Source organism: Burkholderia catarinensis (assembly GCF_001883705.2).
Classification (GTDB): Bacteria; Pseudomonadota; Gammaproteobacteria; order Burkholderiales; family Burkholderiaceae; genus Burkholderia; species Burkholderia catarinensis.
Window position 1 is genome coordinate 124383 of record NZ_MDEQ02000013.1, and the last position, 20039, is coordinate 144421.

14 protein-coding genes and 1 pseudogene are annotated in these 20039 nt (G+C 69.9%); 5 read left to right on the top strand and 10 right to left on the bottom strand.

The features are described 5' to 3' along the window. Positions 1–306: 306 nt before the first annotated feature. Positions 307–2010: a thiamine pyrophosphate-binding protein gene (locus BFF94_RS21755; protein ID WP_219139818.1), complete on the top strand. Its 1704-nt coding sequence runs from the start codon at positions 307–309 to the stop codon at positions 2008–2010. Continuing rightward, the gene (locus tag BFF94_RS21760) at positions 2007–3104 is read left to right on the top strand and encodes a glycosyltransferase family protein (protein ID WP_219139819.1); all 1098 of its coding nucleotides are present in this window, start codon (positions 2007–2009) and stop codon (positions 3102–3104) included. Before BFF94_RS21755 ends, BFF94_RS21760 begins: the two co-directional genes overlap by 4 nt. A 48-nt stretch (positions 3105–3152) precedes the next feature. Here BFF94_RS21760 and BFF94_RS21765 read toward each other — a convergent pair whose 3' ends face one another. From BFF94_RS21765 to exaC, 3 genes are all read right to left on the bottom strand, one after another. Continuing rightward, complete coding sequence (locus BFF94_RS21765) at positions 3153–4187, bottom strand: helix-turn-helix domain-containing protein (protein ID WP_219139820.1); 1035 nt, start codon at positions 4185–4187, stop codon at positions 3153–3155. Between the two features lie 199 nt (positions 4188–4386). After that, positions 4387–4929, bottom strand: coding sequence for a hypothetical protein (locus BFF94_RS21770; protein WP_128847447.1), 543 nt, complete (start codon positions 4927–4929; stop codon positions 4387–4389). A gap of 269 nt (positions 4930–5198) precedes the next feature. Beyond that, positions 5199–6725, bottom strand: a complete 1527-nt coding sequence (gene exaC, locus BFF94_RS21775; protein WP_128847444.1) for an acetaldehyde dehydrogenase ExaC — start codon at positions 6723–6725, stop codon at positions 5199–5201. A 330-nt stretch (positions 6726–7055) separates the two neighbouring features. Between exaC and BFF94_RS21780 the strand changes: the two genes are divergently transcribed. Then, the gene (locus BFF94_RS21780) at positions 7056–7484 is read left to right on the top strand and encodes a pyridoxamine 5'-phosphate oxidase family protein (RefSeq protein WP_128847442.1); all 429 of its coding nucleotides are present in this window, start codon (positions 7056–7058) and stop codon (positions 7482–7484) included. Positions 7485–7583: 99 nt separating this feature from the next. Here the strand turns inward: BFF94_RS21780 and BFF94_RS21785 are convergent, their stop codons facing one another. Further along, positions 7584–9197, bottom strand: coding sequence for an MFS transporter (locus tag BFF94_RS21785; protein ID WP_219139821.1), 1614 nt, complete (start codon positions 9195–9197; stop codon positions 7584–7586). 155 nt (positions 9198–9352) lie between these two features. Here BFF94_RS21785 and BFF94_RS21790 point away from each other — a divergent pair, with 155 nt between their 5' ends. Continuing rightward, positions 9353–10237, top strand: a complete 885-nt coding sequence (locus tag BFF94_RS21790) for a LysR family transcriptional regulator (RefSeq protein WP_128849521.1) — start codon at positions 9353–9355, stop codon at positions 10235–10237. A 90-nt stretch (positions 10238–10327) separates the two neighbouring features. Here the strand turns inward: BFF94_RS21790 and eutC are convergent, their stop codons facing one another. The 4 genes from eutC to BFF94_RS21810 form a co-directional block, all read right to left on the bottom strand. After that, a complete protein-coding gene (gene eutC / locus BFF94_RS21795) occupies positions 10328–11122 on the bottom strand; it encodes an ethanolamine ammonia-lyase subunit EutC (protein ID WP_128843821.1) in 795 nt (264 codons plus the stop codon). Next, positions 11119–12516 carry an ethanolamine ammonia-lyase subunit EutB gene (locus BFF94_RS21800; protein ID WP_128843822.1) on the bottom strand — a complete coding sequence of 466 codons (1398 nt, stop codon included), beginning with the start codon at positions 12514–12516 and terminating at the stop codon, positions 11119–11121. Before BFF94_RS21800 ends, eutC begins: the two co-directional genes overlap by 4 nt. 111 nt (positions 12517–12627) lie before the next feature. Further along, positions 12628–14040: an ethanolamine permease gene (eat, locus tag BFF94_RS21805; protein ID WP_128843823.1), complete on the bottom strand. Its 1413-nt coding sequence runs from the start codon at positions 14038–14040 to the stop codon at positions 12628–12630. A 186-nt stretch (positions 14041–14226) separates the two neighbouring features. Continuing rightward, entirely contained in the window at positions 14227–15690 is a 1464-nt protein-coding gene (locus BFF94_RS21810; protein WP_128843824.1) for a mechanosensitive ion channel, read from the bottom strand. Between the two features lie 325 nt (positions 15691–16015). On the opposite strand from BFF94_RS21810, the pseudogene BFF94_RS37980 reads away from it, so the two are divergent. Further along, positions 16016–16825 (top strand): annotated as a pseudogene (locus BFF94_RS37980) (AraC family transcriptional regulator). A gap of 119 nt (positions 16826–16944) precedes the next feature. On the opposite strand, the gene BFF94_RS21820 reads toward BFF94_RS37980, so the two are convergent. After that, positions 16945–17325, bottom strand: a complete 381-nt coding sequence (locus tag BFF94_RS21820) for a zinc ribbon domain-containing protein (RefSeq protein ID WP_219139822.1) — start codon at positions 17323–17325, stop codon at positions 16945–16947. Between the two features lie 10 nt (positions 17326–17335). After that, complete coding sequence (locus BFF94_RS21825; protein WP_219139823.1) at positions 17336–19981, bottom strand: heavy metal translocating P-type ATPase; 2646 nt, start codon at positions 19979–19981, stop codon at positions 17336–17338. Between the last annotated feature and the right edge of the window lie 58 nt (positions 19982–20039).

Below are 20039 nucleotides of genomic sequence, written 5' to 3' on the forward strand. Positions count from 1 at the left end.
GGTGATCCTCGATCTCTTTATCCATCCGTTCTCTGAAATTTTACTATTGAATGGCATCCCATTTTATTGTTGATTGGGCGACCCGACTTCCGAATCGAGACAGGCGCCCGGCTCGACATCCGTAGCGCTCACTTTTCACCGTCGCGCAAGCGCGCACAAGCTGGCCGTTCGGCCAGCCGAAACCGGCGCGCGGAACACGCGCTGCCCGAATCACCCCGCGTTCCGGCACTTTTCACCGGCCGGCGTACCGGCGCCCCGCCAACGGGCGTAAGCTGTACGTCCCGCTACCCAGGGAGACGGCAGCCCATGTCGCATTCCAAGGATCTCGAGCCGCGCGCCACCACCGGAGCGCGGCTCCTCGTCGATGCGTTGCTCGCCAATCACGTCGAACGCGTGTTCTGCGTGCCGGGCGAGAGCTTCCTCGCCGTACTCGATGCGCTGGCGGACGACACCGCGCGCATCCAGACGGTCGTCTGCCGCCACGAGGCGGCCGCCGCGAACATGGCCGAGGCCGTCGGCAAGCTGACCGGCCGCCCGGGCATCGCGTTCGTCACGCGCGGGCCCGGCGCGACCCACGCGTCGATCGGCGTGCACACCGCGCTCCAGGATTCGACGCCGATGATTCTGTTCGTCGGCCAGTGCGCGCGCGAGCACCTCGACCGCGAAGCCTTCCAGGAAATCGACTACCGCCGGATGTTCGGCCAGATGGCGAAATGGGTCGCGCAGATCGACGACCCGCGCCGCATTCCCGAATACCTGAGTCATGCGTTCCACGTCGCGACGTCCGGCCGTCCCGGCCCGGTCGTGCTCGCGCTGCCGGAGGACGTGCTGTCCGACGCGTGCGCGGCGCAACCCGTCGTACCGGCCGCGAAGCGCATCGCGGCCGCGCCGTCGGCCGCGCAGATCGACGAGCTGCGCGAGCGGCTCGCACGCGCCGAGCGGCCGTTCGCGATCGTCGGCGGCAGCGGCTGGACGCACGACGCGTGCGCGAACCTGCGCACCTTCGTCGAGCGCTGGCAACTGCCGGTCGCGTGCGCGTTCCGTTACCAGGACACGATCGACAACGTGCACCCGAACTACGCGGGCGACGTCGGGCTCGGGATCAACCCCGCGCTCGCGAAGCGCATCCGCGACGCCGACCTGCTGCTCGTCATCGGGCCGCGCCTCGGCGAAGCGACGACCGGCGGCTATACGCTGCTCGACATCCCGAAGACGCGCCAGACGCTGATCCACGTGCACCAGGGCGCGGACGAACTCGGCCGCGTGTATGCGGCCGACCTGCCGATCGTGTCGGGGATGCCCGAGATCGCCGCGCCGCTCGCCGCGCTCGAACCGCCCGAACGCGCGGTATGGGCCGGTGCGGCCGACGACGCGCATCGCGCGTACCGCGAATGGCATGCGCCGCTGCCGATGCCCGGCGACGTCCAGCTCGGCGACGTGATGGTGCAGTTGCGCGAGCGCCTGCCGCACGACGCGATCCTCACCAACGGCGCCGGCAATTATGCGATCTGGCTGCATCGCCATTTCGCGTACCGGCACTTCCGTTCGCAACTCGCGCCGACGAGCGGCGCGATGGGCTACGGGCTTCCCGCCGCGCTCGCCGCGAAGTCGCTGTACCCGTCGCGCGCCGTCGTCGCGCTCGCGGGCGACGGCTGCTTCATGATGGCCGGCAACGAGCTCGCGACCGCGATGCAGTACGGGCTGAACATCGTCGCGATCGTCGTCAACAACGGGCATTTCGGCACGATCCGCATGCATCAGGAGCGCAACTATCCGGGGCGCGTGCACGCCACGGGGCTCACGAATCCCGATTTCGCCGCGTATGCGCGCGCGTTCGGCGCCCATGGCGAGACGGTCGAGCGCACCGCCGATTTCGCGCCCGCGCTCGAGCGCGCGCTGACCTGCGGGCTGCCCGCGCTGATCGAGATCCGCATCCCGCAGGACGCCAGCACGCCGGCCGCGACGCTCGAACAGATCCGCGAGCAGGGCCGCCGCGCGCGCGGCGGATGACGATGGACATGCACACCGCGCCGCCCGCCGCCGCGCTGTCGCACGACGACGCGCTGGCCTGCCCCGGCACGCTCGTCGCGCCCGACGGCACGCTCGTCGCGCCGTACGACCTCGAGCGCGGCGGCGTGCGCGCCGTCGGCCACGTGCCGGCCGCGCCCGCGCTCGGCCTGCTGCACGCCGCGCACCGGCCGTTCCGGCTCGACTACGACGGCGCGCGGCAGGCGCACGTGATCAACGGGATGGGCGTCACGCTCGGCGATTCGGTGATCGGGCTGACGGCCCTCGCCGCGCTGCGCGACGCACACCCGCACCTGCGTTTCACGCTGTACCGGCCGGCCCGCGCGCCGCGCTACGTCGATGCGCTGTATGCGCTCGCGGCCGAGGTCGTCGCGCCGTCGCGCACGCTGCCGTGCCCCGCCGAAGTGCTGCCCGCCGATGCACCGTGCATCGACGTCGGCAATCACCTGTACTGGCCCGCGTTCGCGCGGCTGCCGATGATCGATTTCTTCCTCGACGCGCTCGGCGTGGAACCCGCGTCGGTGCCGGCGTCGGCCAAGCGCAACCGCTGGCTCGCGCGGCTGCCGCTGCCTGCGTTGCCTTCGGAATGGCGGCGCCCGTATGTGCTGTTCTGCCCGAACGCGAGCACCGCGGTGCGCAGCGTGCCGCCCGCGCTGCATGCAACGTTCGTCGAGCAGCTCGCGCAGCGCTATGGCCTGCCGGTGGCCGGGTTCGGGCCGGTCGCGCATCCCGCGTATGTCGACGTGAGCGCCGATGCGGCCAACGATACGGCCCGGTTCATCGCATGGGTGAAGGGCGCGAGCGTGCTGTTCGCGCCCGATACGGCCGCGCTGCATCTCGCCGACGGCTTCGACGTGCCGACGCTCGCGTGCTTCACGACGATCGGGCCGGCGCTGCGCGTGCGCGACTATCCGCATTGCGTACCGGTCGAACTCGACGTGCCGCCCGAATTGCACGGGCTGCATCGCAGCGAGCGGCCGGACGATCTCGCGGCGGTCGAAGCCGCTTACAGGAAGATCGACTGGGACGCGCTCGCGTGGCCGGCGCCGCGCGAAGCGGCAGCGACAGCCGAATAGGAATACCGGACACGCCCGCCAGCCGGGAAGCCGAAAGCGCCGCCGCCGTCACCCCGCCGTGATCATCACCGCGCGTTCGCGCAGCGTCTCCGACGGCCGCTTGCCGAACAGCCGCCGGTAATCGGTCGCGAACTGGCTCAGATGCCAGAAGCCCCACGCCTCCGCGACATCCTGCACCGAGCCGGCCGCGCGGCCGCACAGGTCGCGCCGCGCGCCGTTCAGCCGCAGCGTGCGCAGATAGGTCGCCGGCGCCATCCCGAGCACATCCTGGAAGCAGTACTGCAGCGTGCGCCGGCTCACATGCAACTGCTCGCACAGCTCGGGCACGCCGACCGGGCGCGTGCGGTGCGCGAGCACGTAGTCGCGCGCCTGTCCGACGATCCAGCGGCGCGTCGACGGCGCGCCGCCGCTGCCGTCGTCGGCCGGTTGCGCGCACGCGTCGAACAGCGCGGCCAGCACCTCGGCCTGCAGGTCGTCGCGCTGCGCATCGGGCAGCGGGCCGGCCATGACCACCGCGCCGTCGAGCCGGCGGCCGAGCAGCGCGCACAGGCGCGCGAGCCGCGCATCGCCGACCTGCATCACGCGCTGCGTGAACAGCCGCTCGTCGAGCGCGCGGCGTTCGACCTCCTCCGCATAGCGGCGCAGCACGTCACCGCGCACGACCACGCCGTAGATCGAAAACTGCGCGGGCGTCACCAGTTCGAATTCGACGTTGCCGGGCCGGAACGCGAGCGCGCCGGGCCCGATGCGGCACGCATCGACGCGCGCCGTGCCGTCGCACACGAGCGGGATGCCGAACCAGTACGCATCGCCGCGCACCTCGCACGCCTGGCGCAGCAGGTGGCTCGTCGATTCGCGAAACAGCTTCATCGTGTCGAGCGGCAGCTCGGTCAGCGTGCCGACGAAGCGGCCGGCCGCGAGCTGGTCGTAGGTCTGCCGCCAGCCGATCAGGTTGCGCGCCTGCTCGTCCGCATCGTGCGCGACGCTGACGACGGCCTGCCCGGCCAGCGCGTCGTCGCCCTGCGCGTTGCGCCGCGTGTCTTCGGCCGTCGCTTCTTCGCTACACGTCACGTGTCGATCCATCGTGTCCTCCCTCTCCTGCCCGGAACCGCGCCGGTCACGCAAGTCCCGTGCCGAACCGCACGGCCCGGCGACCAGCCCGTCATTCCACGCTACCCGGCCGGCATGCGCCATGCGGGCGCACCCGAACGCGGCGTGCCGCGCACGCCGCCGGTGCGATCCGCTCGGCCACCGCGCATGCTCGCCGCCCCGCGGCCAACGGCTACCCGGCCGGCTTCAACCGCACGACCCGCGTACCGCAGTTGCCGTACGCCTGAGCGACCGCCAGCTCGACGATCGTGCCGCCGGCCGACCAGGGCGCCGCGTCCGCTTCCGGCAGATCGACCCGCAACGTTGCGCGACCGTTGATCCGGTAGCGGATGCCGCGCACGAAATCGACGAACAGCAGCCCGACACCGCTGCCGTCGCACGCTGCCGCGTCGATCCGGTTGCCGTCGTCATGGGCGGGCCACGCGAACCGCAGCGTCTTCGTGTCGATCACGCGGACGACCGGCAGCAGATCGCCGTTCGCGTCGCGCTGGCTCTGCACGATGTCGCAGGTCACGGATGTGCGCGAGCCGCATGCGGTGCCGACGAACATGAACGGCTGCGACTCGATGAACTGCCGCACGCCGATGCTCACGCGCGTCGTCACCACGTCGCTCATCCGCTCGGCTTCGTCGGCGACGCCGAAGCGGTGCTGCGCGTCGAGTTCGCCCCCATGGAATACGGGGTGGCGCGGAAAGGATCGGGGCAATTCAGCCATGACGGTTGTTGTGCCACGCATCGGCGCACCGTGCCGCCGCGAACCCGCGGCTGCCGGTATCGTTTCCGGCGCGGGCCGCGACGATGCACGGCCCGCGCCGGGTGAAACGTCGAGATCGACAATGGCGAAGTGCCGGATGACCGGCGTCGGCGCACCGCAACCGCGCGTGCGCCGCTCCCGTCACCGCCGAAAACCGGCGACCGTACCGGCCGGCACTGCTCCGCCGACCGGCCGGCCCCGGCGCTTCGCGACTGCCACCGCTGCGGCGCTCAGAAGAACCCGAGCGCCTCGGCCTGGTAGCTGACCAGCAGGCACTTCGTCTGCTGATAGTTCGACAGCGCCATCTTGTGCGTCTCGCGGCCGATCCCCGACTGCTTGTAGCCGCCGAACGCCGCGTGCGCGGGGTACAGGTGGTAGCAGTTGGTCCACACGCGGCCGGCCTCGACCTCGCGGCCCATCCGGTACGCACGCGTGCCGTTGCGCGTCCACACGCCCGCGCCGAGCCCGTAGAACGTGTCGTTCGCGAGTTCGATCGCGTCCTGCTCGTCCTTGAACGTCATCACCGACGCAACCGGCCCGAAGATCTCTTCCTGGAACACGCGCATCTTGTTGTTGCCGAGCAGCATCGTCGGCTTCACGTAGTAGCCCGTGCCGAGGTCGGCGGCCGGCGCCGTGCGCTCGCCGCCCGTCAGGCATTGCGCGCCTTCGCCGCGGCCGATGTCGATGTACGACAGGATCTTGTCGAGCTGCTGCTGCGACGCCTGCGCGCCGATCATCGTCTGCAGGTCGAGCGGGTGGCCGGCCTTGATGCGCTCGACGCGCGCGACGGCCTTCTCGATGAACTTCTCGTAGATCGATTCCTGGATCAGGATCCGCGACGGGCACGTGCACACCTCGCCCTGGTTCAGCGCGAACATCGCGAGCCCTTCGAGCGCCTTGTCGAGGAACGCGTCGTCCTCGTCGAGCACGTCGGCGAAGAAGATGTTCGGGCTCTTGCCGCCCAGTTCGACCGTCGACGGAATCAGGTTGTCGGCCGCCGCGCGCAGGACGTGCTTGCCGACCGGCGTCGAGCCCGTGAACGCGATCTTCGCGATCCGCTTGCTGGTCGCGAGCGCTTCGCCCGCTTCCTTGCCGAAGCCGTTGACGATGTTGATCGTGCCGGCCGGGAACAGGTCGCCGATCAGCTCCATCAGCACCAGCACCGACGCGGGCGTCTGCTCGGCCGGCTTCATCACGACGCAGCAGCCGGCCGCGAGCGCCGGCGCGAGCTTCCACGCGGCCATCAGCAGCGGGAAATTCCACGGGATGATCTGGCCGACGACGCCGAGCGGCTCGTGGAAGTGGTACGCGACGGTGTTGTCGTCGATTTCGGAGATGCCGCCTTCCTGCGCGCGGATGCAGCCCGCGAAGTAGCGGAAGTGGTCGATCGCGAGCGGCAGGTCGGCCGCCATCGTCTCGCGCAGCGGCTTGCCGTTGTCGATCGTCTCGGCCACGGCCAGCAGCTTCAGGTTCTTTTCCATCCGCTCGGCGGCGGCGAGCAGCAGGTTCCCGCGCTCGGCCACGGACGTCTTGCCCCACTTGCGGCGTGCGGCATGCGCGGCGTCGAGCGCCAGCTCGATATCGTCGGCGCCCGAGCGCGGCACGCGGCAGAACGGCTGGCCGTTGATCGGCGACACGTTCTCGAAATACTCGCCCTTCACCGGCGCCACCCACTTGCCGCCGATGTAGTTGTCGTACTGCTGACGGTACGGGTATTCGACGTCGAGGCCCAGTTGCTTCAGGTCAAACGGGTTCATACATGTCTCCTGTTCATCGTGCTTGTGTGAGTACAGCGCCGGTTGGACCGCGCTGGTACCCGTTTACGCAACATGCGTGCCAAACAGGACGGGAGAGGACGGAAGCCCTACGAGCGCGGCCGGCCGCGTGCGCGCCATGCCGTGTTCACGTATGCGGCACGACGGGTGCGCCGATTCTGAACACCGCGATTGCGCAGCAGCCGGGCCGGTGTTCGAAATTTCCACAGTGCGCCGGCGCGCTCGCATGCGCAGGCGGGCCGCGACGCGTGGCATGTCGCTTGCGTGCGCCTCGCGCATCCACACGCCACGGCGTTCGCGCCGACCGACACCATGAGCGACCCCGGCCCGCTGACCGACGATGCGATCGCGTTCATCCGCGAGCAGGCGTTCCTGATCGTCGCGACCGCCGACGCGGCCGGCGACAGCGACTGCTCGTACCGCGGCCGTCAGCCGCGTGCCGACGGCTCGTTCGAGCCGCTCGTCGACATGCCTGACCGCCGCACGCTCGTGCTGCCCGACTTCGCGGGCAACAACCTGTTCAACACGATCGGCAACCTGCTCGTGAATCCGGCCATCGCGCTGCTGTTCGTCGATTTCGTGCGCGGGACGACCTGGCTCGTGCAGGGCCGCGCGACGATCGACGAGGCGGCGGAAAGCCGCGCGCACCTGTGGCCCAATGCGCGGCGCTTTGTGGTGATTGAAGTGGAGCGGGCCCAGGCGCGGATCGATGCGGCACTGCCGCCGCTCGTGCTGGCGTGATGCGCGTGGCGGATGGTCAGCGTGCGCATGCGGCAATGACGAAATACAACGGCGCGCCGGCTGCCGTTAACGGAGCGTCCGCGCCCGACGATGCGACGCTCAACGCCCGTGCGTCTCCGCACAAGCCGGCTCGACCCGGCTGCGCGCCGGCGCGTCGGGCTGCGCCTGCCCGTCCGCGTCGTCGCCCGTTTCAGCGGCCGCCGGCCGCCCGCCGAGAAACACGAACACCACCACCGCGCACAGCACCGTGACGACGGCCAGCCCGGTCAGCAGCCGGTCGAACGCGTGCGTGTAGCTCGCGAGCAGCGCCGCATGGCCGACGCCCGGCAACGCGGCGGCCGCGCCCGCGAGATCGCCGGTCGCGAGCCGCGCGGCCGCACGCAGCGCCGCGTCGGGCGTGCCGGCAGCGCCTGCCGCCCGCGATAGCCCCGTCCGCGCGAGCGCGGCCAGCACCGCGCCGACGATCGCGAGCGCGATCCCCTCGCCGGCCACGCGCGTCGTGCTGAAGATCCCCGTCGCCATCCCGGCGCGCTCCTTCGGCACGACGCTCACCGACAGCCCGTCCATCAACCCCCACGGCATCCCGGCGCCGACGCCGATCGCGAGCATCGGCGCGATTGCCGCGGGCCCCGCGCCGCCGCGCAGCGCGATGCCGAGCCACACGAGGCCGGCCGCCGCGACGAGGAGCCCGAGCCCCGAGATCACGCCGGCCGACAGCCGGCGCGCGAGCGTCGCCGCGACGAGCGGCACGACCAGCATCGGCGCGGAAATCGCGAGCATCAGCCAGCCGGCGTCGATCTCGCTGAAGCCGTCGATGCCGATGAAGCGCAGCGGCAGCACGACGAGCAGCACGATGTAGCAGCAGCAGGTCGACACCGGCAGCACCTGCACGCCGACGAAGCGCGCGATACGGAACAGCGACAGGTCGAGCATCGGCCGCGCGACGCGCGTCTCGATCGTCACGAACGCGCAGGCGCCGAGCGCCGCGCCGGCCAGCAGCGCGATCACGAGCGCGCTCGACCAGCCGCGCACGGGCGCCTCGATCACGCCGAACGTGAACAGCGTCAGCGCGGAGGTAAACGCGGCCGTGCCGGGCCAGTCGAGCCCCGTCGCGTGCGGGTCGCGCGACTCGTGCATGCGCGGCAGCCCGAACACCAGCGACAGCACGCCGGCCACCGCGCTCGTCACGAAGATCGCGCGCCAGCCGTAATGCCCGATCAGGCCGCCGGCAAGCACGGGCCCGAACGCGAGCCCGATGCCGAAGGTCGTGCCGAGCAGGCTGAATGCGCGCGTGCGCGCCGCGCCGTCGAACTCCTGTGCGAGCGCCGCCGTGCCGCCCGCGAGCGCCGCGGCCGCCGCGAGCCCTTGCGCGGCGCGCAGCAGGTCGACCGCGAGCATCGACGGCGCGAACGCGAGCGCAACCGACATCAGCGTGAAGCCGCCGACCCCGATCGCAAACAGGCGCTTGCGACCGAACTGGTCGGCCAGCGCACCCGCCGCCATCAGGAAGCTGCCGAACGCGAGCATGAACGCGTTGGTGATCCAGTTCATCGCGACCGGGCCGCCATGCAGGTCGCGGCCGATCGCCGGCGTCGCGACCGCGCCGCCCGAAAACGACAGCGGCAGCGCGACGGCGGCCATGCAGACGGCGGCCAGCACCCACGCGCGCCGGCGCGCCGACAGGGCTGAAGCGGCCGAAAAAGGGTGGTCCATCATCGCTCCTCGAAAAGCCGGCGCGGATGCGCCGTCAGAGCGACAGAAGATAAATCCGATTCAATCTGCGAAAAACCACGCGAAGTTCCATATATAACGGACTAAAATTCCGCAATTCACCCGGCCGCGTGCATCGGCGCACGCCCTTCGATTCGATGGAAAACCTGACCGGCATCGTCGCCTTCGTCCGCACCGCCGAAGCGCTGAGCTTCGTCGCGGCCGGCCGCGCACTCGGCATCTCGGCGTCGGCGGTCGGCAAGACGATCGCGAAACTCGAGCAGTCGCTCGGCGTGCGCCTGTTCAACCGCACGACGCGGCGCGTCACGCTCACCGAAGAGGGGCGGCATTTCTACGAGCGCTGCCAGCGGATCCTCGAGGATTTCCGCGATGCGGAAGCGACCGTGACGGCCTCGGCGCAGCGCCCGCGCGGCAAGCTGCGCGTGAGCCTGCCGGTGATCGGCTACCGCTTCCTGCTGCCCGTGCTGCCCGAATTCCGGCAGCGCTATCCGGACGTCGAGCTCGATCTGGATTTCAACGACCGGATGGTCGACGTCGTCGAAGGCGGTTTCGACGCGGTGATCCGCAGCGGCCCGCTGTCCGATTCGAGCCTGATGTCGCGGCGGCTCGGCCCGTTCGCGTTCGTGCTGTGCGCGACGCCCGCGTATCTCGCGCAGGCCGGCACGCCGCGCACACCCCGGGATCTCGAAGCGCACGACTGCGTGCGCTACTGTTTCCCGACCACCGGCAAGCTGCAGGACTGGGCGCTCTCGGCCGACGACGGCACGCCGCTGAAGCTGCGCACCGCGATGACCTGCAACAACATGGAAGCGCTGCGCGGCACCGTGCTCGCGGGGCTCGGCATCGGCTACATGCCCGACTTCCTCGCGCGCGACGCGCTCGAACACGGCACGCTCGTCACCGTGCTCGACGACTACCGGATCGCGCCGGGGCAGTTCTCGATCGTGTGGCCATCGAGCCGGCAGCTGTCGCCGAAGCTGCGCGTGTTCGTCGATTTCCTGTGCGAGCGGCTGTTCCGCTAGCCGGATGGCGAAGGCCTCGACGGCCGTCCCGCGGGCCGCTCGAACGGCGCGGATGCCGCCACGCGGCGGCGGCCCGCGCGCGGCCCCTTTTCAGTCCGCCCCGATCCGCTCCGCTTCCGCCGGCGGCAACAGCGCGTCGCTGTCGTCCTTCAGCCCGACGCCCGTCAGCCCGAGCCGGCGCGCGTGCGTCATCAGGTAATGCAGCTTGTGCGCGGCCGCCGCGTGCGGCAGCCCTTCGGGCCGCACGTTCGAGATGCAATTACGCAATGCGTCGTGGCAGCCGACCTTCGGCGCCCACGTCAGGTACACGCCGAGGCTGTCCGGCGAGCTGAGCCCCGGCCGTTCGCCGATCAGCATCGCGACGACCTTCGCGCGCAGCAGCTCGCCGATCTCGTCGCCGAGCGCGACGCGCGCCTGCGTCGCGACCACCACCGGGCCGATCCGCCAACCGTCCGCGTCGAGCCGCGGCCGCACGGCCTGCAGCAGCGGCAACGCCTGCTTCGCGGCCGCGAACGCCGACAGCCCGTCGCCGACCACGAACACGACATCGGGCGCATCGTCGAGCGCCGCGCCGTAGCCGGCCAGCAGCCCGCGGCTGTCGTCCGACAGCTTGCGGCCGAGATCGGGCCGGCGCAGATAGTGGTCGCGGTCCGGCGCGGCGCTCTGCACGCCGAGCGTCGGCAGCAAGCCGGCCGCCTCGATCTCGCGCCGCAGCGCCCCCGCGTCGAGCGGCTGGTGCACCGCATCGCGCGCCTGCGCATGCGACAGGTTGAAGGCCAGCAGCGGCGCGGTCGGCAAGCTGTTGCCCGCGCGGCCGAGCGCGATCCGCGCATTCGTGAACGACTTCAGCTGCGCCCACGGGTTCTTTTCGACGGCGTCGCTCATGCGGAAATCCCCATCCAGTCGTTCGCGCCCGCGAGCAGCGGCACGCGCGACGTCGCGGCACGCAGCGCGCCGTGCGCGTCGGCGATCTCCATCGTCTCCAGCCATTCCTCGAATTCCGGCGCGCGGCGCAGGCCGAGCACCTCGCGCACGTAGAGCTGGTCGTGGAACGACGTGCTCTGGTAGTTCAGCATCACGTCGTCCGCGCCCGGAATCCCCATGATGAAGTTGATGCCGGCCGCGCCCAGCAGCGTCAGCAGCGTGTCCATGTCGTCCTGGTCGGCTTCCGCGTGGTTCGTGTAGCAGATGTCGCAACCCATCGGCACGCCGAGCAGCTTCCCGCAGAAGTGATCCTCGAGCCCCGCGCGGATGATCTGCTTGCCGTCGTACAGGTATTCGGGCCCGATGAAGCCGACCACCGTGTTCACGAGGAACGGCTCGAACTTGCGCGCAACCGCATACGCGCGCACTTCGCAGGTCTGCTGGTCGACGCCGAAATGCGCGTTCGCCGACAATGCGCTGCCCTGGCCCGTCTCGAAGTACATGAGGTTGTTGCCGACGGTGCCGCGCTTCAGCGACAACGCGGCTTCGCGCGCCTCGCCGAGCAGCGCGAGCGAGATCCCGAAGCTCGCGTTCGCCTTCTCGGTGCCCGCGATCGACTGGAACACGAGGTCGACCGGCGCGCCCTTTTCGATCGCGGCGATCGTGTTGGTCACGTGGGTGAGCACGCACGACTGCGTCGGCACGCCGTAGCGTTCTCGGAAAGCGTCGATCATCGCGAGCAGCTTCACGATCGCCGCGAGGCTGTCGGTCGCCGGGTTGATGCCGATCATCGCGTCGCCGCAGCCGTACATCAGCCCGTCGAGCATCGATGCGGCGATCCCCTTCACGTCGTCGGTCGGGTGGTTCGGCTGCAGCCGCACCGACATCCGGCCGGCCAGCCCGACCGTGTTGCGAAACCGCGTGACGACGCGGCGCTTCCTGGCGGCCGCGATCAGATCCTGGTTGCGCATCAGCTTCGACACGGCCGCGACCATCTCGGGCGTGAGGCCCGGCGCGATCCGTTCGAGCGCCGCGCCGTCGGCCGCGGGCGACAGCAGCCAGTTGCGGAAATCGCCGACCGTCAGGTGCGAGATTTCCGCGAATGCCTGCGCGTCGTGATCGTCGACGATCAGGCGCGTGACCTCGTCGTCTTCGTATGGGATCAGCGCTTCGTTCAGGAACGCCTTCAGCGGCACGCCCGCGAGCGCGATCTTGGCGGCGACGCGCTCCTCCTCGCTCGCCGCCGCGACGCCGGCGAGCTGGTCGCCGGAACGCAGCGGGCTCGCCTTCGCAAGCAGCGTCTTCAGGTCCGCGAAGCGGTACGTGCGCGGACCGATCGTCTCCGTGTAGGACATCGTGCGAATCTCCTTGCCAGTCCTTGCCCATCCTTGCCAAATGCCGACGGCACGCCCGTTCGACGGGGCGCGCCGGATGCCGTCAGGAACGGCCCTTCACCTTCATCCTGCTCACTCCTCCAGCAGCGCGTCGCCGGGCGCGCTCGCGCGCTGCGAACGGGTCGCGAGGAAGTACGCGTAGCCGAACGCGAGGAAACCGACGAACACCAGCGCGACCAGCCCGTTGAAAATCACCATCGTCACGAGACAGACGAGCGCCGCCAGGATCGCGAAGGCCGGGAAGATCGGGTACAGCGGCGCGCGGAACGGCCGCGCCATGTTCGGCTGCGAGCGGCGCAGCTTGAACAGCGAGGCCATGCTGACGATATACATCACGATCGCACCGAATACCGACATCGTCACGATATTCGCGGTCAGCGTCTGCCCGCCGAACTGGATCAGCTCGTCGCTGTAGATCGCCGCGATGCCGACCACGCCGCCCGCGAGGATCGCGCGGTAAGGCGTCTTGAAGCGCGGATGCACCTTCGCGAGCCATTCGGGCAGGTAGCCTTCGCGGGCCAGCGCGAAGATCTGGCGCGAATAGCCGAGGATGATCCCGTGGAACGACGCGACGAGCCCGAACAGCCCGAGCCACACGAGCATGTGCATCCAGCCGCTGTTCGCGCCGACGATGTACTTCATCGCCTGCGGCAACGGGTCGTTGATGTTCGCGAGCTTGGTCCAGTCGCCCGCGCCGCCGGCGAACACCATCACGCCGATCGCAAGCGCGACGAGGGTCAGGATCCCGGCCACGTACGCGATCGGAATCGAGCGCTTCGGGTTCTTCGCTTCCTCGGCGGCCATCGCGACGCCTTCGATCGCGAGGAAGAACCAGATCGCGAACGGGATCGCCGCGAACATCCCGTGGAATGCGCCGACGCTGAAATGATCGGCGCCCGACCAGCCGCCCTTCATGAAATTGCTCCACGCGAAGCCCGGCGACACGACGCCCATGAACACCAGCAGCTCGAAGATCGCGAACAGCGTGACGATCAGCTCGAAGGTCGCGGCGATCTGCACGCCGACGATGTTCAGCGCCATGAATACCAGATACGCGCCCATCGCCGCATGCTTGGGCTCGAGGCCCGGGAACTGCACGTGCAGGTACGCGCCGATCGCCAGCGCGATCGCGGGCGGCGCGAACACGAACTCGACGAGCGTCGCGGCGCCGGCGAGATAGCCGCCGGTCGGGCCGAATGCGCGGCGCGCATACGCGAACGGGCCGCCCGCATGCGGGATCGACGTCGTCAGCTCGGTGAAGCTGAAGATGAAGGTCGTGTACATCGCCGCGACGAACAGTGCGGTGACGACGAAGCCCAGTGTGCCGGCGCTCGCCCAGCCGTAGCTCCAGCCGAAGTATTCGCCGGAAATCACGAGGCCGACCGCAATGCCCCACAGTTGCCAGGTCCCGAGCGTCTGCTGCAGCGCGGGCTGGCCGGACGACTTGGTGCCGGCGGCGGGCCGGCCATTCGACTCTGCTTTCATCGGACTCTCTCCTCAAATGCGCCGGGCCTGCCGGCCTGCGCGACTGAGAATCGATGCTAGAGAGTCATAAAACGACGTGTTATCGAAATTCGGCAAAGATCGCGGCTGACATTTCGCTTGCGGAAACGCCGGCCGCGATCATCAGGCGCGCGTTCCGGCCGCACGAGGCGGCCGGAACACCGGCGCTTACTGACCGCCGCCGCGCTGGTTGAACCAGCGGTCGAGCAGCTTGCCGGCCGCCTCGCGGCCGCCGAGGCCGAACGACAGCGCGACGGCCACCGCGATCGCGCCGAGCACGAGACCGAACGCGAGCTGGACAATCTCGTTCGCGATGCCCATCGCGCGCAGCCCCATCGCGAACACGAGGCCGAGGATCGCGAATTGCGCGATGCGCGCGAACAGCACGCTGTGCTCGCGGTCGGCCTGCTCGATCACGCGGCGCGCGAGGCCCGCGAGCCACACGCCGATCACGAGGATCACGCCGCCCATCAGCACGTGGCCGCCGAATTCGATGAACAGCGTAACGACGTCGCGCACTTGCGAGAAGCCGAGCCGGTTCGCGGCTTCGACCGCCGCGAACAGCATCGCGAAGAACACGATCAGCCGCGCGACCAGCACCGACGGCTGCAGGATCCCCGAAAACACGCGCTCGACGCCGAGCACGGCCGGCAGCCCGTCGGCGCCGGCGGCTTCCAGCAGCTTCTGCGCGAGCGACGCGACGAAGCGCGCGAAGTAGAACGTGACGAGCACGATCACGATCGCCGCGACGATGTCCGGCACCGCGCCGAGGAACTGGTTCAGCATGTTGGTCGCGGGGCCCGAGATCGCGTCGATCTTCAGCGCGTCGAGCGCGGAGATCAGCGTCGGCACGAACACGAACACGTAGACGATCGTGCCGATCAGGCTCGACACGCGCACGGGCGTCGGGCTGTCGAGACGCTGCGTGAGGCGGTCGGCGCCGGCGGCGACGAGCAGGTTCGTCACGAGGCCGCGCAGCACGCGCGCGACGATCCAGCCGACGAAGCCGATCACCGCGGCCGCGAACAGGTTCGGCACGATCGCGAGCAGCTTGTCGACCATCCCCTGCACGGGCGACAGCAGGCCCGACAGCGCGAACGATCCGAGGATCGCCGGCAGGAACATCAGGATCACGAGCCAGAACAGCACGTCGCCGAGATAGCCGCTCATCGGCTGTATGCCCGCGCCGTCGGACAGCTTGTCGTCGATCTTGCTGGCCTTCAGCGCGCGGTTCGCTAGGCTGCGCAGCAGCGATGCGATGAGCCACGCGATCAGCGTCAGCGCCGCGCCGCCGATCAGGTTCGGCAGGTAGTTGACGATGTGCGTGACGAGCAGCGAGAACGGATTGGAGACCGCATACAGGTTGAGCACGTTGAAGATGCCCACCGCGGTGACGAGCAGCACGAGCCAGAACAGGCCGCCGGCGACGATGGGCTCGACGCACGCGCCCTGGCCGGTGCTCTCGCTGATCCGCTGATCGACCTTCAGCGCCTTGAGCAGGCGCAGCGCACCGGCCCGCACCACCACGGCGATCAGCCAGCCGATCACCAGGATGCCGATCGCGCCGGCGATCTTGGGCAGATATCCGCCTAGCGTGGTCTGCAGCGACGTGATGAAGCTGGAAGCATCCATTTCTTCTTCTCCCGAAAAACGTGGCGTTGCGATTGAACATCGACGAACTACCTGCGTACTTCGAAAAACGTGCTGCCCGAGCAACTTACCTGAGAAAAATGACGCGATCACCCGATTTCACCGTCTTTAACTTTAGTCATAGATCGCAAGGGGCGAGACCCCATTTCGGCAAAATAAAAAGGGCCTGATTCACAGGCCTCCTACGCTTTTCCGCAAGATTGATCGATTCGCGCCGTGCTACCGTGACGTCGGTTCCTGCCCGGACACGCCGGCGACAGCCGAAACGAAAACCGGCCAGCCTGCGTGGGTCCGATATGCGGCAAGCATGGCGCGCGTCCACGAGTACATCCGCGCGCATCTCGACGGCCCGCTCGACCTGAACCGGCTCGCCGAAATCGCGTGCCTGCCGCCGTATCACTGGCGGCGCGTGTATCGCGCGCCGTACGGCGAATCGATCGTGCTGACGGTGCGGCGGATGCGGACCGTTCGTGCGTCCGAGGATCTCGCGTGCACGGTGCGACCGATCGACGAGATCGCGCGGGCTACGGTTCGACGCATGCGTTCGCGCGGGCGTTTCACGACGCCTATGGCGTGCCGCCCGCGCAGCACCGGCACCCATCGGCCGGCTTATCCACTACAGAGAGGAGACGAAGACATGTTCAAGCACGAAGTCGAGATCCGGCGGTTGCCGGCGTTGCACGGCTATGCGGTTGCCCACACCGGGTCGTACATGAAGGTCAGCGAAGCGTTCATGCGGATCGGCGCGTGGGTCGGGCAACACGGGCTGATCGGCCCGGGCGCGAAGATGATCGGCATTTTCTACGACGATCCGGACACGACACCCGAAGCGCAGTTGCGCGCGAAGGCCTGCTTCATGCCGGCCGACGGTGCGCCGGACGTCGAGCCCGTGCCGCCGGTGGAACGCGCGACGGTGGCGGGCGGCGAATACGCGGTGCTGCTGCATACGGGGCCGTATGCGGACCTGAAGATGGTCTACCAGTGGCTCTACGGCGACTGGCTGCGCCACTCGGGCCGCGAAGCCGCCAACGCGCCGCCGTTCGAGCTGTACCTCAATACGCCGATGGACGCGGCGCCGGCCGACTTGCGCACCGAGATCCACCTGCCGCTGCGCTGATCGAAGGGCCGGGGCGCCGGCGTCGCAGGGCCGGGGCGAATCGGCTCCGGCCGGGCCGGCGCCCGTTGGCGGCCGCCATCACGTCTCCGGCCTGTTTCACGCCGGCAACGGGCCGGCGATCATGCCTGGCCGGCCTGCGTCCCGCACCCCGGACAGAAGCGTGCGTCGGCCGCCAGCGCCGCGTGGCAGCGGCTGCAGGCCCTGCCGCGCTGTGCCGCGCCGCACTGCGCGCAGAAGCGCGCATCCGCCGCGTTGAGCGCGCCGCAGCCCGCGCAGGCGAGCTGGCTCAGCGGTACGTTGCCGCCGAGGCCGCCCTTGCCGTCATTACCGTCGGCCGGCGCCTGCCAGCCCCAGCCGTGGCGATCGCGGCCGCGCGCATCGTGGCCGCCATGCTCTTCCCGGCCCTGCCCGCCGTGATGCCCGCCACCGTGGCCGCTGTTGCCGTGCCCGCTGCCGTGCCCGCCGCCATGGCCGCCCAGGATTCGCTTCAAAAAGCTCATCGCCCGCTCCTCAACGCGTGGCCTGCGCGCCGCCGAACGCGCCGGAGGACGACAGCAGCCGCAAGCCGTTGGCCACGACGATCAGGCTTGCGCCCGCGTCGGCGAAGACAGCCATCCACATCGTGCCGAGCCCCGCGACCGTGAGGCCGAGGAACACGATCTTCACGCCGAGCGCGAAGCCGATGTTCTGCACCAGCACGCGGTGCGTCGCGCGCGACAGCCGCACGAACGCGGGAATCTTGCGCAGGTCGTCGTCCATCAGCGCGACGTCGGCCGTCTCGATCGCCGTGTCGGTACCCATCGCGCCCATCGCGAAGCCGATGTCGGCGCGCGCGAGCGCCGGTGCATCGTTGATCCCGTCGCCGACCATCCCGACCGCACCCACGCCGCCGGCCGACAGTTCGTCGACCGCCGCGAGCTTGTCTTCCGGCAACTGGTTGCCGCGCGCGTCGTCGATGCCGGCCTGCCGGGCGATCGCCTGCGCGGTATGCGGGTTGTCGCCCGTCAGCATCGCGGTGCGGATGCCCAGCGCGTGCAGATCGGCGATCGCCGCGCGGCTCGTGTCCTTGATCGTGTCGGCCACCGCGAAGATGCCGAGCACGCGCGCCTCGTCGACCAGCACCACGACGCTCTTGCCCTGCCGCTCCAGCACATCGAGCTTCGCCTCGAGCGCCGTCGAGCAGCGCGCGAGCTCCTCGACGAGCCGGTGGTTGCCGAGCCAGTAGCGTGCGCCGTCGATCGTGCCGCGCACGCCGCGCCCGACGATCGCTTCGAAGTCCTGCACATCGGCGAATGCCGTCGTGCCGGCGTCGCGGGCCGCGGCAGCAATCGCCTGCGACACCGGGTGATCGGAGCGCGCCGCAAGGCTCGCGCCGAGGTGCCGCACGCGCGCTGCATCGGCGTCGGCCGCATGCACGTCGAAGTCGGTCTGCACCGGCTTGCCGTGCGTGATCGTGCCGGTCTTGTCGAGCGCGAGCCACGCGAGCTTGCGCCCTTCTTCCAGGTAGACGCCGCCCTTCACGAGAATCCCGCGCCGCGCCGCGGCCGCGAGCCCCGACACGATCGTCACCGGCGTCGAGATCACCAGCGCGCACGGGCATGCGATTACGAGCAGCACCAGCGCGCGGTAGATCCAGTCGTGCCACGCGCCGCCCATGACGATCGGCGGCACCACCGCGACCAGCAGCGCGACCGCGAACACGATCGGCGTGTAGACGCGCGCGAACTGGTCGACGAAGCGCTGCGTCGGCGCCTTCGCGCCCTGTGCCTCCTCGACCGCGTGGATGATCCGCGCGAGCGTCGAATTGGCCGCGACGGCCGTCACGCGGTATTCGAACGAACCCGATTCGTTGATCGTGCCCGCGTACACGGCGTCGCCGGCCGTCTTCTCGACGGGCAGGCTCTCGCCGGTGATCGGCGCCTGGTTGACCGTCGAGCGGCCCGTGACGACTTCGCCGTCCAGCCCGATCCGCTCGCCCGGCTTCACGCGCACGACCGCGCCGAGCGCGACCTGCGCGGCCTCGATCGTGCGCCACGACCCGTCGGCGCCCTGCACGGTCGCGGTGTCCGGCGCGAGCTGCATCAGGCCCTGGATCGCATTGCGCGCGCGGTCGAGCGACTTCGCCTCGATCAGTTCGGCGATCGTGAACAGCACCATCACCATCGCGGCTTCGGGCCACTGGCCGATCGCCATCGCGCCCGTCACCGCGATGCTCATCAGCGCGTTGATGTTCAGGTTGCCGTTGCGGATCGCGATCCAGCCTTTCTTGTACGTGGTGAGCCCGCACGCGAGCACCGCGACGAGCGCGAGCGCCGCCGACAGCCATACGGGCAGGCCGGCCCAGGTCGCGCCCTCGGACGCGATCGCGGCGACGCCGGCCAGCGCCAGCGGCCACCACGGCTTCGCGGGCGCGTCGGCGACGCGCGACGCCGGTGCACCGGCCGTCGCGGCCTCGGGCGTCATCCCGAGCGTGCGGATCGCGCTTTCGATCGCCGGCTGGGCGCCCGCCACGTGCTCGACGGTCAGCATCCGCTGCATCAGGTTGAATTCGAGCGCCGACACTTCGCCCATCCCGCCGAGCTTCTTGCGGATCAGCGTTTCCTCGGTCGGGCAGTCCATCTGCATGATCCGGAACGCTGAGCGCACGTGGCCCGACGCGGTCGCCTGCGCGACCGGCAGCGGCGCGAGCGTCAGCGCGGCAGGCGCGCAGCAGTCGCCGGCCGCGTGGACGTGGTCGTGGTCGTGGTCGTGGTCGTGGTCGTGGTCGTGGTCGTGGTCGTGGTCGTGGTCGTGGTCGTGACCGGCATGGTCATGCGCCGCGTGGTCGTGCGAGCACGTGGCACCGTGCACATGCGCGTCGCCGTGCGCATGACCGTGGTCGTGGTCGTGACCCGCATCGTCATGCGCGGCATGATCGGGCGAGCGCGCGGCGTCGTGCTGATGCGCGTCGCCGGGTGCATGGCCGTGATCGCGCCCCTCACCGCCGCCGTGGCCGTGGCCGTGATCATGGCCGTGACCGCGCGATGCGGCCTCGCCGTTCGCGCGCTCGCCGGCCGCCGGCGCCGCGTCGGCAACGGTCGCCGTCTGCGTGACGCGCGGGTCGGCGCCGCCTGCATGGCGGTGTCGTGGGTCGTGGGGACGCTGGGCGTCGGTCATGACAACCTCCTTTATGGCTTGACGGTGTAGAGTTAACACCCTGAAGCCACTACAAGGT

Excerpts from the sequence above, each read along its gene's own strand:
- eat (WP_128843823.1), bottom strand. The coding sequence starts at position 14,040 with ATGAAAGCAGAGTCGAATGGCCGGCCCGCCGCCGGCACCAAGTCGTCC.
- exaC (WP_128847444.1), bottom strand. The coding sequence starts at position 6,725 with ATGAACCCGTTTGACCTGAAGCAACTGGGCCTCGACGTCGAATACCCG.
- BFF94_RS21820 (WP_219139822.1), bottom strand. The coding sequence starts at position 17,325 with ATGAGCTTTTTGAAGCGAATCCTGGGCGGCCATGGCGGCGGGCACGGC.
- BFF94_RS21755 (WP_219139818.1), top strand. The coding sequence starts at position 307 with ATGTCGCATTCCAAGGATCTCGAGCCGCGCGCCACCACCGGAGCGCGG.
- BFF94_RS21825 (WP_219139823.1), bottom strand. The coding sequence starts at position 19,981 with ATGACCGACGCCCAGCGTCCCCACGACCCACGACACCGCCATGCAGGC.
- BFF94_RS21760 (WP_219139819.1), top strand. The coding sequence starts at position 2,007 with ATGACGATGGACATGCACACCGCGCCGCCCGCCGCCGCGCTGTCGCAC.
- BFF94_RS21765 (WP_219139820.1), bottom strand. The coding sequence starts at position 4,187 with ATGGATCGACACGTGACGTGTAGCGAAGAAGCGACGGCCGAAGACACG.
- BFF94_RS21790 (WP_128849521.1), top strand. The coding sequence starts at position 9,353 with ATGGAAAACCTGACCGGCATCGTCGCCTTCGTCCGCACCGCCGAAGCG.
- BFF94_RS21785 (WP_219139821.1), bottom strand. The coding sequence starts at position 9,197 with ATGGACCACCCTTTTTCGGCCGCTTCAGCCCTGTCGGCGCGCCGGCGC.
- BFF94_RS21800 (WP_128843822.1), bottom strand. The coding sequence starts at position 12,516 with ATGTCCTACACGGAGACGATCGGTCCGCGCACGTACCGCTTCGCGGAC.
- BFF94_RS21780 (WP_128847442.1), top strand. The coding sequence starts at position 7,056 with ATGAGCGACCCCGGCCCGCTGACCGACGATGCGATCGCGTTCATCCGC.
- eutC (WP_128843821.1), bottom strand. The coding sequence starts at position 11,122 with ATGAGCGACGCCGTCGAAAAGAACCCGTGGGCGCAGCTGAAGTCGTTC.
- BFF94_RS21810 (WP_128843824.1), bottom strand. The coding sequence starts at position 15,690 with ATGGATGCTTCCAGCTTCATCACGTCGCTGCAGACCACGCTAGGCGGA.
- BFF94_RS21770 (WP_128847447.1), bottom strand. The coding sequence starts at position 4,929 with ATGGCTGAATTGCCCCGATCCTTTCCGCGCCACCCCGTATTCCATGGG.